The sequence below is a fragment of the Streptomyces sp. CAU 1734 genome (genome assembly GCF_039888735.1).
Taxonomy (GTDB): Bacteria; Actinomycetota; Actinomycetes; order Streptomycetales; family Streptomycetaceae; genus Streptomyces.
Genome location: NZ_JBDQQP010000007.1, coordinates 127,958 through 140,848, shown reverse-complemented (window position 1 = coordinate 140,848; position 12,891 = coordinate 127,958). Strand labels below are relative to the sequence as shown.

The window sequence follows — 12,891 nt, the reverse complement described above, 5'->3', positions numbered from 1 at the left end:
CCGTCCGCCCGACCACATGAGGCACACGCAGTGAACTGGGACGACACCACCTCCGCCCGGGCCGATGACGAGGCCCTCGCCGTCGACGCCCGGCTCGTCGGCCCCGTCGCCGACGGGGAGGACCAGGCCGTCGAGGCCGCGCTGCGGCCGAAGTCGCTGGACGAGTTCGTGGGGCAGGAGCGGGTCAGGGAACAGCTCGATCTGGTCCTGCGGGCCGCCCTCGCCCGGGGCGCGACGGCCGATCATGTACTGCTCTCCGGGGCGCCCGGGCTGGGCAAGACCACCCTGTCCATGATCATCGCGGCGGAGATGAAGGCGCCGATCCGGATCACCTCGGGCCCCGCCATCCAGCACGCCGGTGACCTCGCGGCGATTCTCTCCTCCCTCCAGGAGGGTGAAGTTCTCTTCCTGGACGAGATCCACCGGATGTCCCGGCCCGCCGAGGAGATGCTCTACATGGCGATGGAGGACTTCCGGGTCGACGTCATCGTCGGCAAGGGCCCCGGCGCCACCGCCATTCCGCTGGAGCTCCCGCCCTTCACCCTGGTCGGGGCCACGACCAGGGCCGGACTGCTGCCGCCCCCGCTCCGGGACCGGTTCGGTTTCACCGGCCACATGGAGTTCTACGACCCCGCCGAGCTGGAACGCGTGATCCACCGCTCCGCACAGCTGCTCGACGTGGAGATCGACACCGCCGGGGCCGCCGAGATCGCCGGACGCTCCCGCGGCACCCCCCGGATCGCCAACCGGCTGCTCCGCCGGGTCCGGGACTACGCCCAGGTCAAGGTGGACGGCGTGATCACCCGGGAGGTCGCGTCGGCCGCCCTGGCGGTGTACGAGGTCGACGCCCGCGGGCTCGACCGGCTCGACCGGGCGGTGCTCACGGCCCTGCTCAAGCTCTTCGGCGGCGGCCCGGTGGGGCTCTCCACCCTGGCCGTGGCCGTGGGGGAGGAGCGGGAGACCGTGGAGGAGGTCGCCGAACCCTTCCTCGTGAGGGAAGGACTGCTGGCCAGGACCCCGAGGGGCCGGGTGGCGACCCCCGCGGCCTGGGCACACCTGGGCCTCACCCCCCAGCAGGGGAATCCGGGCGCAAGCGGACAATCGGGCCTCTTCAGGGCTTGACGGCGCGGGGATTCCATGGGGCAGGAACCAGAGTGCGATGCTGGGCGTTGTTCCAATGATGCGGACTCGCTTAGACTCCGCCGATGCCGACCTTCCGGGTCGGCGTGCCCACCCCCGTAGATAGGCCGCCCCATCAGCGCGGTCGTGTGAAGGAAGTTTCTTCCCGTGAGTCTCGTGACCCTTCTCCCCTTCATCGTGCTCATCGGGGCCATGTTCCTGATGACCCGGTCCGCCAAGAAGAAGCAGCAGCAGGCCGCGCAGATGCGTGACTCGATGCAGACCGGCACCGGCGTGCGCACCATCGGGGGCATGTATGCCACCGTCAAGGAGGTTCACGACGACACCGTGCTCCTTGAGGTCGCTCCCGGCGTCCACGCCGTCTATGCCAAGAACGCCATCGGTGCCGTTCTCGACGACGCGGAGTACAACCGGATCGTGCACGGCGACGACCCCGCCGAGGAGACGCCGGTCGTTCCCGACGACGCGTCCTCGCTGACCGGGGACACGGATGCCGCGACCACCGACGAGACCCGGGTCGACCTGGGCAAGAAGCCCGAGGCCGACGCCGACACGGCGAAGGACGCCGATGCCGCGGAGCCCAAGGACGGCAAGGCCGACGGCGAGAAGTAGCCATCTTCGGGGACCGCGATGGCACCGGCCGGTGCCTGCGGTCCCCTCGTCGTGTTGACTTCTGCGGGGGCAGGTCCCCACAACACTTAGTGGCCGCCCCGGCGCACACCCGGCGCGGGGCGGTTGGACAGGGAGAACGAGAAGGTGGCAGCACCTAAAAGGGGCCGAAGGCCCGCGGGGGCTCAGGGGAAGCCGGGGCGCGTCCTGGTTCTGATCCTGATCGCCATGGTCGCGCTGGCCGGCGGCATGTTCTGGTCCGGGCACACCACACCCCGGCTGGGCATCGACCTCGCCGGCGGTACGACGATCACGCTCCAGGCCGAGGCTGAGCCCGGCAAGGAGAGCGCGGTCAATGAGACCAATATGAACACAGCGGTCGGAATCATCGAACGCCGTGTCAATGGTCTCGGTGTCTCGGAGGCCGAGGTTCAGACCCAGGGCCGCGAGAACATCATCGTGAACATCCCCAAGGGCACCAATTCCGAGCAGGCCCGTAAGCAGGTCGGTACCACCGCCCAGCTCTACTTCCGCCCGGTACTGGCCGTCGCCCCGGGGAGCACGACCCCGCAGCAGCCCGCCCCGAGCGGCTCCGAGTCCCCCAAGGCCGAAGAAGCCGAGAAGGCGACGGACGGCAAGAAGGACGAGAAGGCCGGCGACGCGGGCGAGACCCCGAAGGCGGGTGAGCCGAGCGGCGACCCCAGCGCTCAGGGCCGCGCCGTCACCGATGGCCTGAAGGCGCCCGCGGCGCCCGCCGCGACCACCCCGCCCGCCGCCACCGGCGACCCGAAGGAGTCGGGCGAGCCCAAGCCCTCCGACTCCGGCAAGCCCGCCGACGGCACGCCTCCCCCCGCCGACCCTGCCGCCACCGCCCTGGACGCCAAGTTCGCGGCCCTCAACTGCGAGGACCAGAAGGCCCGCGTCGCGGCCGGCAAGGGCGTCAAGCCGGAGGACTCCACGATCGCCTGCGGCAAGAACAGCGCGGGCGCCTGGGAGAAGTACATCCTCGGCCCGTCCGAGGTGGACGGCAAGGACGTCGACGACGCCAAGGGCCAGCTGGACCCCCAGCGCGGCATGTGGATCGTCACGATGGACTTCACCAAGGACGGCTCCAAGAAGTTCCAGAAGATCACCGCGAAGCTGACCCAGCAGCAGTCCCCGCAGAACCAGTTCGCGATCGTCCTGGACGGCGAGGTCGTCTCGGCCCCGCAGGTCAACCAGGTGCTCAGCTCCAACGCGGAGATCTCCGGCGACTTCAACCAGGAGTCCGCTCAGGACCTCGGCAACATCCTGTCGTACGGTGCCCTTCCGCTCACCTTCAATGAGCAGAGCGTCACCACCGTCAGCGCCGCCCTCGGCGGCGACCAGCTCCAGGCGGGCCTCATCGCGGGCGCCATCGGCCTCGCGCTGGTCATCGTCTATCTGGTGGTCTACTACCGCGGTCTCGCCCTGATCGCGATCCTCAGCCTCTTCGTCTCCGCCGCTCTCACCTACAGCCTGATGGCCCTGCTCGGCCCGGCCATCGGCTTCGCGCTGAACCTGCCCGCGGTCTGTGGCGCCATCGTCGCCATCGGTATCACCGCGGACTCGTTCATCGTGTACTTCGAGCGCATAAGGGACGAGATCCGCGAGGGCCGCACCCTGCGTCCGGCCGTCGAGCGCGCCTGGCCGCGGGCCCGGCGCACCATCCTGGTCTCCGACTTCGTGTCGTTCCTCGCCGCGGCGGTGCTCTTCTTCGTCACCGTCGGCAAGGTCCAGGGCTTCGCCTTCACCCTCGGTCTGACCACCCTGCTCGACGTCGTCGTGGTGTTCTTCTTCACCAAGCCGCTCATGACCCTGCTGGCCCGCACCAAGTTCTTCGCCAGCGGTCACCCGTGGTCCGGGCTCGACCCGCAGCGTCTCGGTGCCAAGCCGCCGCTGCGCCGCTCCCGCCGCACCTCCGTCGTCCCCACCGACCCGAAGGAGGCGTGAGATGTCGCGTCTCGGCAGTATTGGCGCCAAGCTCTACAACGGTGAGATCGGCTACGACTTCGTCGCCAAGCGGAAGTTCTGGTACGGCGTCTCGATCCTGATCACCATCACGGCCATCGTCGGCCTGGCGGTCAGCGGCCTGAACATGGGCATCGAGTTCAAGGGCGGCGCGGTCTTCAACACCCCGAAGACCTCCATCTCCGCCCCCCAGGCACAGGAGTACGCGGAGGAGGCGTCCGGCCACCCCGCGATTGTCCAGAAGCTGGGCAATGACACCCTGCGCATCCAGGTCAGCGAGCTGGACACGGCCCAGGCCACCGAGGTCAAGAACAAGCTGGCCAAGGACCTGAACATGCCCGCGGCCCAGCTCGACGCCGAGCTGGTCGGGCCCAGCTGGGGCGCGCAGATCGCCAACAAGGCCTGGACCGGTCTGGGGATCTTCATGGTCCTGGTGGTGGTCTATCTCGCCATCGCCTTCGAGTGGCGGATGGCCGTCGCCGCGCTCATCGCCCTCATCCACGACCTCACCATCACCGTCGGTGTGTACGCACTCGTCGGCTTCGAGGTCACCCCGGGCACCGTGATCGGTCTGCTCACCATCCTCGGTTACTCCCTCTACGACACCGTCGTCGTCTTCGACGGTCTCAAGGAGGGTTCCGCGGGGATCACCAAGCAGACCCGCTTCACCTACAGCGAGATCGCCAACCGCAGCCTCAACGCCACCCTGGTGCGCTCCATCAACACCACCATCGTCGCCCTGCTGCCGGTCGCCGGCCTGCTCTTCATCGGCGGCGGTTTCCTCGGCGCGGGCATGCTCAACGACATCTCGCTGTCGCTCTTCGTCGGCCTCGCCGCCGGCGCGTACTCCTCCATCTTCATCGCCACCCCGCTCGTCGCGGACCTCAAGGAACGCGACCCGCAGATGAAGGCCCTGAAGAAGCGGGTGCTCGCCAAGCGCGCGGCGGCCGCCGCCCGGGGCGAGTCCCCGGAGGACGACGGCCCGGAGCAGCGGTACTCGGCCGAGGACGACGCCGACGACGACGGACCGGTCCCCGGTGCCGTCGCGACGGCCGGTGCCCCCGTCGTCACCGCCCCCCGGGGCGGGCGCGGCCGGGGCCGCTCCTCGGAGCGGCGCCGATGACCACACCGCCCAGCGAGCTCCTGCTCAGCCGGATCCGGGACGTCCCCGACTACCCGCAGCAGGGCGTGATGTTCAAGGACATCACCCCGCTGCTGGCTGACCCGGTCGCCTTCGGCGTCCTCACCGAGGCGCTCGCCGAGGTCGCCGTCCGGCACGGCGCCACGAAGATCGTCGGCCTGGAGGCCCGCGGCTTCATCCTGGGCGCGCCGGTCGCGGTCCGGGCCGGACTGGGCTTCATCCCGGTCCGGAAGGCGGGCAAGCTCCCCGGGGCGACGCTCTCCCAGGCGTACGCCCTGGAGTACGGCACCGCCGAGATCGAGGTGCACGCCGAGGACCTCGGCCCGGACGACCGGGTGATGGTCATCGACGATGTCCTCGCCACCGGCGGCACCGCCGGAGCCGCAGCCGAACTGATCCGCCGGGGCGGTGCCGAGATCGCGGGCGTCGCGGTCCTGATGGAGCTCGGGTTCCTCGGCGGCCGGGCCAGGCTGGAGCCCGCCCTGCTGGGGGCGCCCCTGGAGGCGCTGCTCACCCTCTGAGCGACGGCCGCGGACCCTGAGCGATCCTGTGGACACGCTCCGGAACCGCCGCGGCGGCACTCGTGCACCAGACCCCTGGGGTCCCGGGAATTCCGGGACCCCAGGGGTCTGTTTCAGCCTCTGGGGCAGCAGAACGGTGAGGTCGATACCATGGCTTCTCCGGACCTCCGGACCCGTACGAGGAGCGCACTTGCCAGACGAGGCCCGTCCCGCCACCGCCGCGCAGCCCGACCCGAAGACCGGCAAGGCTGCGGCGGCCCCTGGCGCGCGCGACAAGAATCCGGCCGACCGGCCCCGCCCCGCCGGTGTCCCCGCCGTGACCGCCGCCGCGCCCCCGGCCGCGGCGGGCGGCAAGTCCGCCGCCGCGGGCCGGACGGCCGGCGCGGTGAACCCTGCCGGTTCCCCGCCCGCCGTGAAGCCCGCCGGCGCCTCGCCGGTCCCGGCCGTCAAGTCCCGCTCCGCCTCCGCGGGCTCCTCCAACCGGGTGCGCGCCCGTCTCGCCCGCCTCGGCGTCCAGCGCTCGTCCCCGTACAACCCGGTCCTGGAGCCGCTGCTGCGGATCGTCCGCGGCAACGACCCCAAGATCGAGACCGCCACACTCCGCCAGATCGAGCGCTCCTACCAGGTCGCCGAGCGCTGGCACCGCGGCCAGAAGCGCAAGAGCGGCGACCCGTACATCACCCACCCGCTCGCCGTCACCACCATCCTCGCCGAGCTGGGCATGGACCCGGCGACCCTGATGGCGGGCCTGCTCCACGACACCGTCGAGGACACCGAGTACGGCCTGGACACCCTCCGCCGCGACTTCGGCGACCAGGTCGCGCTGCTGGTCGACGGCGTCACCAAGCTCGACAAGGTCAAGTTCGGCGAGGCCGCGCAGGCCGAGACCGTGCGCAAGATGGTCGTCGCCATGGCCAAGGACCCCCGGGTCCTGGTCATCAAGCTCGCCGACCGGCTCCACAACATGCGCACCATGCGCTACCTCAAGCGGGAGAAGCAGGAGAAGAAGGCCCGCGAGACGCTGGAGATCTACGCCCCGCTGGCCCACCGGCTGGGCATGAACACCATCAAGTGGGAGCTGGAGGATCTCGCCTTCGCGATCCTCTACCCCAAGATGTACGACGAGATCGTGCGGCTGGTCGCCGAGCGCGCCCCCAAGCGCGACGAGTACCTCGCCATAGTGACCGACGAGGTCCAGTCCGATCTGCGCGCCGCCCGGATCAAGGCCACCGTCACCGGACGCCCGAAGCACTACTACAGCGTCTACCAGAAGATGATCGTCCGGGGCCGCGACTTCGCCGAGATCTACGACCTGGTCGGCATCCGGGTCCTGGTCGAGTCCGTGCGCGACTGCTACGCCGCCCTCGGCACCGTCCACGCGCGCTGGAACCCGGTCCCCGGCCGGTTCAAGGACTACATCGCGATGCCGAAGTTCAACATGTACCAGTCGCTGCACACGACGGTCATCGGACCCAACGGCAAGCCGGTCGAGCTCCAGATCCGCACCTTCGACATGCACCGCCGCGCCGAGTACGGCATCGCCGCCCACTGGAAGTACAAGCAGGAGGCGGTGGCCGGCGCCTCCAAGGTGCGCACCGATGTGCCGAAGCGGTCCGGCAAGGACGACCACATCAACGACATGGCGTGGCTGCGCCAGCTGCTGGACTGGCAGAAGGAGACCGAGGACCCCTCGGAGTTCCTGGAGTCGCTCCGCTTCGACCTCTCGCGCAATGAGGTCTTCGTCTTCACGCCCAAGGGCGATGTGATAGCGCTCCCGGCGGGCGCGACCCCGGTCGACTTCGCCTACGCCGTCCACACCGAGGTGGGCCACCGCACGATAGGAGCCCGGGTCAACGGCCGGCTGGTGCCGCTGGAGTCCACCCTGGACAACGGCGACCTGGTGGAGGTCTTCACCTCCAAGGCCGAGAACGCGGGCCCCTCCCGCGACTGGCTCGGCTTCGTCAAATCGCCCCGCGCCCGCAACAAGATCCGGGCCTGGTTCTCCAAGGAGCGCCGCGACGAGGCGATCGAGCAGGGCAAGGACGCCATCGTCCGCGCCATGCGCAAGCAGAATCTGCCGATTCAGCGGATCCTCACCGGCGATTCACTGGTGACCCTCGCCCATGAGATGCGCTACCCCGACATCTCCTCGCTCTACGCGGCGATCGGCGAGGGCCATGTGGCCGCGCAGGGCGTGGTGCAGAAGCTGGTCCAGGCCCTCGGCGGCGAAGAGGCCGCCAATGAGGACATCGCCGAGACCACCCCGCCGTCCCGCAGCCGCAAGAAGCGCCGCTCCAACGCCGACCCCGGTGTGGTCTGCAAGGGCGTGGAGGACGTCTGGGTCAAGCTGGCCCGCTGCTGCACACCGGTGCCGGGCGACCCGATCATCGGCTTCGTCACCCGCGGCAGCGGGGTGTCGGTGCACCGCGCGGACTGCGTCAATGTCGACTCGCTCTCGCAGCAGCCCGAGCGGATCCTGGACGTCGAGTGGGCCCCGACCCAGTCGTCGGTCTTCCTGGTCGCCATACAGGTGGAGGCCCTGGACCGGTCCCGTCTGCTGTCGGACGTCACCCGTGTCCTCTCCGACCAGCATGTGAACATCCTCTCGGCGGCCGTCCAGACCTCCCGCGACCGGGTGGCCACCTCGCGCTTCACCTTCGAGATGGGCGACCCCAAGCACCTGGGCCATGTCCTGAAGGCGGTACGCGGCGTGGAGGGCGTCTACGACGTCTACCGGGTGACCTCGGCCCGCCGCCCGTAGCCGTGCGGCGCGGGGTCCGGGGCGGAGCCCCGGGAAGAGACCCGCACGGTGTCCCGCCGGAGCCCGACCGCAGGTCGCCGGCGGGGCGCTGCCCCGAACCCCACTCCTCAATCGCCGGAGGGGCCGAGTGTGCGGGGGAGCTCGCGGCACGCGAAGGGCCTCCCACACGGCACACCGTGCGGGAGGCCCGTTCGCGCGATCAGGGGAGAGCGGCCCGGCTCAGCCGCCGAACTCCTCCAGGCCCTTCAGCGCCTGGTCCAGCAGCGCCTGGCGGCCCTCCAGCTCCTTGGCGAGCTTGTCCGCCCTGGAGTTGTTGCCCGAGGCCCGCGCGGCGTCGATCTGGCCGCGCAGCTTGTCCACGGCCGCCTGGAGCTGACCCGTCAGACCCGCGGCACGCGCCCGCGCCTCCGGGTTCGTCCGGCGCCACTCGTTCTCCTCGGTCTCCTGGAGAGCGCGCTCCACGGCGTGCATCCGGCCCTCCACCCGGGGACGGGCGTCCCGGGGCACATGGCCGATGGCCTCCCAGCGCTCGTTCAGGGCCCGGAAGGCGGCGCGGGCGGCCTTCAGATCCGTCACCGGCACCAGCTTCTCGGCCTCGGTCGCCAGCTCTTCCTTGAGCGTCAGATTCTCCGCCTGCTCGGCGTCACGCTCGGCGAAGACACCGCTGCGCGCGGCGAAGAAGACGTCCTGCGCACCCCGGAAGCGGTTCCACAGATCGTCCTCGGCCTCGCGCTGGGCCCGGCCCGCGGCCTTCCACTCCGCCATCAGCTCGCGGTAACGGGCTGCCGTGGTGCCCCAGTCCGTCGACTTGGCGAGCGACTCGGCCTCGGCGACCAGCTTCTCCTTGGCCTTGCGGGCGTCCTCGCGCTGCGCGTCCAGCGACGCGAAGTGCGCCTTGCGCCGCTTGGAGAACGCCGACCGGGCGTGGGAGAAGCGGTGCCACAGCTCGTCGTCGGACTTGCGGTCCAGCCGGGGGAGACCCTTCCAGGTGTCCACCAGCGCCCGCAGCCGCTCACCGGCCGAACGCCACTGCTCGCTCTGCGCCAGCTCCTCCGCCTCGGCGACCAGCTCCTCCTTGGCCCTGCGGGCCTCGTCGTGCTGCTTCGCCCGCTGGGCCTTGCGCTCCTCGCGGCGCTTGTCGACCGTCGCGACCAGCGCGTCCAGCCGCTTCCCCAGCGCTTCGAGATCGCCCACGGCGTGATGCTCGTCCACCTGCACCCGCAGATGGTCGATCGCGGTCTGGGCGTCCTTCGCCGAAAGGTCGGTGGTCTTCACCCGCCGTTCGAGGAGGCCGATTTCGACCACCAAGCCCTCGTACTTGCGCTCGAAATAGGCCAGTGCCTCCTCGGGAGTGCCGGCCTGCCACGATCCGACGACCTTCTCGCCGTCGGCTGTACGCACGTACACGGTGCCCGTCTCATCGACACGGCCCCACGGGTCGCTGCTCACAGCGCCTCCTCCACCTGATGCCCGCAAGGGCTCCCGCCCCGGGCATCGTCCACAGTTTCCTGGGGGCGGGCTTCGCCCGCCCTGCACAACGCCAATCTAGGCGACCGGTCGCCCGCCTGTCCGCACTCAGCGCGGCCGAAATTCCCCGGCCCCGCCGCTCGCGGTCATCCCTTGGCGACAGCCGCCTTCTCGACGGTCACCGCACTCTTCGGCGCCCCGTCACCGGCTCCGCCCGCGACGCCCGCCTTCGCCACCTTCTCCACGGCCTTGAGGCCCGCCGCGTTCATCGTGCCGAAGGGTGTGTACGTGGGCGGGAGCTTTGTCTCCTTGTAGACGAGGAAGAACTGGCTGCCGCCCGAATTCGGCTGCCCGGTATTGGCCATGGCCACGGTCCCCGGCGGATAGGTCACGGTGCCGTCGGTGCCGGCCTTGCCCAGCGCCTTCAGATTCTCGTCCGGGATGTTGTAGCCGGGACCGCCGGTGCCGTCGCCCTTCGGGTCGCCGCACTGGAGCACGAAGATGCCCTGGGTGGTGAGCCGGTGGCACTTCGTCTTGTCGAAGTAGCCCTTGTCGGCGAGCGCCTTGAAGGAATTGACGGTGCGCGGGGTCTTCGCCGCGTCCATCGCGATGCCGATCTCACCCTGGCTGGTGGTGAGCGTCATCGTGTACTTCGCCGCCTTGTCGACCGACAGGGCGGGCTCGGGGCTCTTGGCCTCCGACGGCGTGGGATCGGGGGACGCGCCGGCCTCCGCGGGCTTCTTCGCCGAGCTGTCCTTGTCGTCGAAGTCCATCGAGGCGAAGGCGGCGGCGCCGGCGATCACCACGACAGCGACCACCGCGGCGATGACGGCATTCCGCTGCTTTTTCCGGCGGGACTGCCGCCGGCGCGCCTGCTGGCGCTCGAACTTCTCCCTGGCGAGCTGCCGCCGCCGCTGATCGCTGCTGACCACCGGGTCTCTCCCTCATTCCTCGGTAACCGTCTGTCGTCCGCGCCCGTACCGTACGCGTGTGCCCGTACCGTATACGGGTTGGCTGTGGGGGGAGCAGCGCCGGTAGGCTCTGAACTGCTGCAATTCGCCACAGTGGCGGCCACGCCGCGCACTCTCCGCAACCACTTCGAGGACGATCGTGCTTATTGCCGGGTTCCCCGCCGGGGCCTGGGGGACCAATTGTTATCTGGTCGCCCCTGCCGCGGGTGAGGAGTGCGTGATCATCGACCCTGGTCACCAGGCCGCCGAGGGTGTCGCCGAAGCCGTGCGCAAACACCGGCTCAAGCCCGTCGCCGTCGTCCTCACCCATGGCCACATCGATCATGTGGCCTCGGTCGTCCCGGTCTGCGGCGCGCACGACGTACCCGCCTGGATCCATCCCGCCGACCGCTACATGATGAGCGACCCGGAGAAGGCGCTCGGCCGCTCGCTCGGCACCCGGCTGATGGGCGAGCTGACCGTGGGCGAGCCCTCCGATGTGCACGAGCTGACCGACGGCGCCCGGCTGCGCCTCGCCGGTCTGGAACTGACCGTGTCGCACGCGCCCGGCCATACCAAGGGGTCGGTGACGTTCGGAATGCCCGAGACCGCGGAGGTCCCCCCGGTCTTCTTCTCGGGCGATCTGCTCTTCGCCGGCTCCATCGGACGCACCGATCTGCCCGGTGGCGACCACGCCGAGATGCTTCAGTCGCTGGCCCGTGTGTGCCTTCCGCTGGACGACTCGACCGTGGTGCTCTCCGGACACGGCCCCCAGACCACCATCGGCCGGGAACGCGCCACCAACCCCTACCTCAGGGACGTGGCCGCCGGTCCCGGGAGCGCGGACGCTCCCCGACGAGGAATGTGACGAAGGACTTCGTGAGCACCTTTCAGGCCCCCCGGGGCACCTATGACCTGCTGCCCCCCGACTCCGCGAAGTACCTGGCGGTCCGCGAGGCCATCGCCGAGCCGCTGCGGAATTCCGGATACGGCTATGTGGAGACCCCCGGCTTCGAGAATGTCGAGCTCTTCGCCCGCGGCGTCGGTGAGTCCACCGACATCGTGAGCAAGGAGATGTACGCCTTCGAGACCAAGGGCGGCGACCGCCTCGCGCTGCGCCCCGAGGGCACCGCGTCGGTGCTGCGCGCGGCCCTGGAGGCCAACCTCCACAAGTCCGGTGTGCTGCCCGTCAAGCTCTGGTACTCGGGCTCGTACTACCGCTACGAGAAGCCGCAGAAGGGCCGCTACCGCCACTTCTCCCAGGTCGGCGCCGAGGCGATCGGCGCCGAGGACCCGGCGCTGGACGCCGAGCTGATCATCCTGGCCGACCAGGCGTACCGCTCGCTGGGCCTGCGGAACTTCCGCATCCTGCTCAACTCGCTCGGTGACGCCGAGTGCCGCCCCGTCTACCGCGAGGCCCTCCAGGGCTTTCTGCGCGGACTCGACCTGGACGAGGAGACCCGCCGCCGGGTCGAGATCAACCCGCTCCGGGTCCTCGACGACAAGCGGACCGAGGTCCGCCGGCAGCTCACCGGCGCCCCGCTGCTCCGCGACTACCTGTGCGACGGCTGCCGGGCGTACCACAAGGAGGTCCGCGAGCTGCTGATCGCCGAGGGGGTCGTCTTCGAGGACGACGAGAAGCTGGTGCGCGGCCTCGACTACTACACCCGCACCACCTTCGAGTTCGTCCACGACGGCCTGGGCTCCCAGTCCGCGGTCGGCGGCGGCGGCCGGTACGACGGCCTCTCCGAGATGCTCGGCGGCCCGGCCCTGCCGTCGGTCGGCTGGGCGCTCGGCGTCGACCGCACGGTCCTGGCCCTGGAGGCGGAGGGCGTGGAGCTCACCCTCCCGCCCGCCACCAGCGTCTACGCCGTCCCGCTCGGCGAGGAGGCCCGCCGGGTCCTCTTCGGCGTCGTCACCCGGCTCCGCCGGGCGGGCGTCGCCACGGACTTCTCCTACGGCGGCCGGGGCCTCAAGGGCGCGATGAAGGTCGCCAACCGGAGCGGTGCGCGGTACGCGATCGTCGCCGGTGAGCGGGACCTCGCCGAGGGCCTGGTCCAGCTCAAGGACATGGAGTCCGGCGAGCAGACCCCCGTACCGCTGGCCGATGTGGTCGCCGAGCTGGAGTCCCGGCTCACCTGACCCGCCCGGCCCGGGGTGTCCCACACCCCGGGCCGGAACAGCCGTCAATCCGCCCCGCCGGTGTCCCACCACCGGGCGACATCACTTCCGGCCCCCGGGCATCACATTCCGGCCGCCGCCCCGCACCACCACCGTCTCCGGGTCCCGCGAGGCGCCCGCCCCTGTGCTCCG

10 protein-coding genes are annotated in these 12,891 nt (G+C 70.5%); 8 read left to right on the top strand and 2 right to left on the bottom strand.

All coding sequences use genetic code 11. From position 1 onward, the window contains the following. Positions 1-30 precede the first annotated feature (30 nt). The 6 genes from ruvB to AAFN69_RS15230 all read left to right on the top strand — a co-directional run bounded on the left by ruvB (position 31) and on the right by AAFN69_RS15230 (position 8,161). Positions 31-1,122 carry a Holliday junction branch migration DNA helicase RuvB gene (ruvB, locus tag AAFN69_RS15255; protein WP_347729031.1) on the top strand — a complete coding sequence of 364 codons (1,092 nt, stop codon included), beginning with the start codon at positions 31-33 and terminating at the stop codon, positions 1,120-1,122. A 165-nt stretch (positions 1,123-1,287) separates the two neighbouring features. Further along, positions 1,288-1,752 carry a preprotein translocase subunit YajC gene (gene yajC, locus AAFN69_RS15250; RefSeq protein WP_347729030.1) on the top strand — a complete coding sequence of 155 codons (465 nt, stop codon included), beginning with the start codon at positions 1,288-1,290 and terminating at the stop codon, positions 1,750-1,752. 144 nt (positions 1,753-1,896) lie between these two features. After that, a complete protein-coding gene (secD, locus tag AAFN69_RS15245; RefSeq protein ID WP_347729029.1) occupies positions 1,897-3,720 on the top strand; it encodes a protein translocase subunit SecD in 1,824 nt (607 codons plus the stop codon). 1 nt (position 3,721) lies between these two features. Beyond that, positions 3,722-4,861 (top strand): protein translocase subunit SecF, encoded by a 1,140-nt coding sequence (secF, locus tag AAFN69_RS15240; RefSeq protein ID WP_347729028.1) that lies wholly within the window; start codon positions 3,722-3,724, stop codon positions 4,859-4,861. Beyond that, complete coding sequence (locus tag AAFN69_RS15235; protein ID WP_347729027.1) at positions 4,858-5,400, top strand: adenine phosphoribosyltransferase; 543 nt, start codon at positions 4,858-4,860, stop codon at positions 5,398-5,400. Before secF ends, AAFN69_RS15235 begins: the two co-directional genes overlap by 4 nt. A 190-nt stretch (positions 5,401-5,590) precedes the next feature. Further along, positions 5,591-8,161 (top strand): RelA/SpoT family protein, encoded by a 2,571-nt coding sequence (locus AAFN69_RS15230; RefSeq protein ID WP_347729026.1) that lies wholly within the window; start codon positions 5,591-5,593, stop codon positions 8,159-8,161. Between the two features lie 219 nt (positions 8,162-8,380). Here the strand turns inward: AAFN69_RS15230 and AAFN69_RS15225 are convergent, their stop codons facing one another. After that, positions 8,381-9,610, bottom strand: a complete 1,230-nt coding sequence (locus AAFN69_RS15225; protein WP_347729025.1) for a DUF349 domain-containing protein — start codon at positions 9,608-9,610, stop codon at positions 8,381-8,383. Between the two features lie 164 nt (positions 9,611-9,774). Further along, on the bottom strand, positions 9,775-10,560 hold the full coding sequence (locus AAFN69_RS15220; protein ID WP_347729024.1) for a peptidylprolyl isomerase: 786 nt from the start codon (positions 10,558-10,560) through the stop codon (positions 9,775-9,777). A 178-nt stretch (positions 10,561-10,738) separates the two neighbouring features. Here AAFN69_RS15220 and AAFN69_RS15215 point away from each other — a divergent pair, with 178 nt between their 5' ends. Both AAFN69_RS15215 and hisS read left to right on the top strand, forming a co-directional pair. After that, complete coding sequence (locus tag AAFN69_RS15215; protein ID WP_347729023.1) at positions 10,739-11,446, top strand: MBL fold metallo-hydrolase; 708 nt, start codon at positions 10,739-10,741, stop codon at positions 11,444-11,446. Positions 11,447-11,457: 11 nt separating this feature from the next. Continuing rightward, complete coding sequence (gene hisS, locus AAFN69_RS15210; RefSeq protein ID WP_347729022.1) at positions 11,458-12,720, top strand: histidine--tRNA ligase; 1,263 nt, start codon at positions 11,458-11,460, stop codon at positions 12,718-12,720. Positions 12,721-12,891 lie beyond the last annotated feature (171 nt).

Excerpts from the sequence above, each read along its gene's own strand:
- secF (WP_347729028.1), top strand. The coding sequence starts at position 3,722 with ATGTCGCGTCTCGGCAGTATTGGCGCCAAGCTCTACAACGGTGAGATC.
- AAFN69_RS15235 (WP_347729027.1), top strand. The coding sequence starts at position 4,858 with ATGACCACACCGCCCAGCGAGCTCCTGCTCAGCCGGATCCGGGACGTC.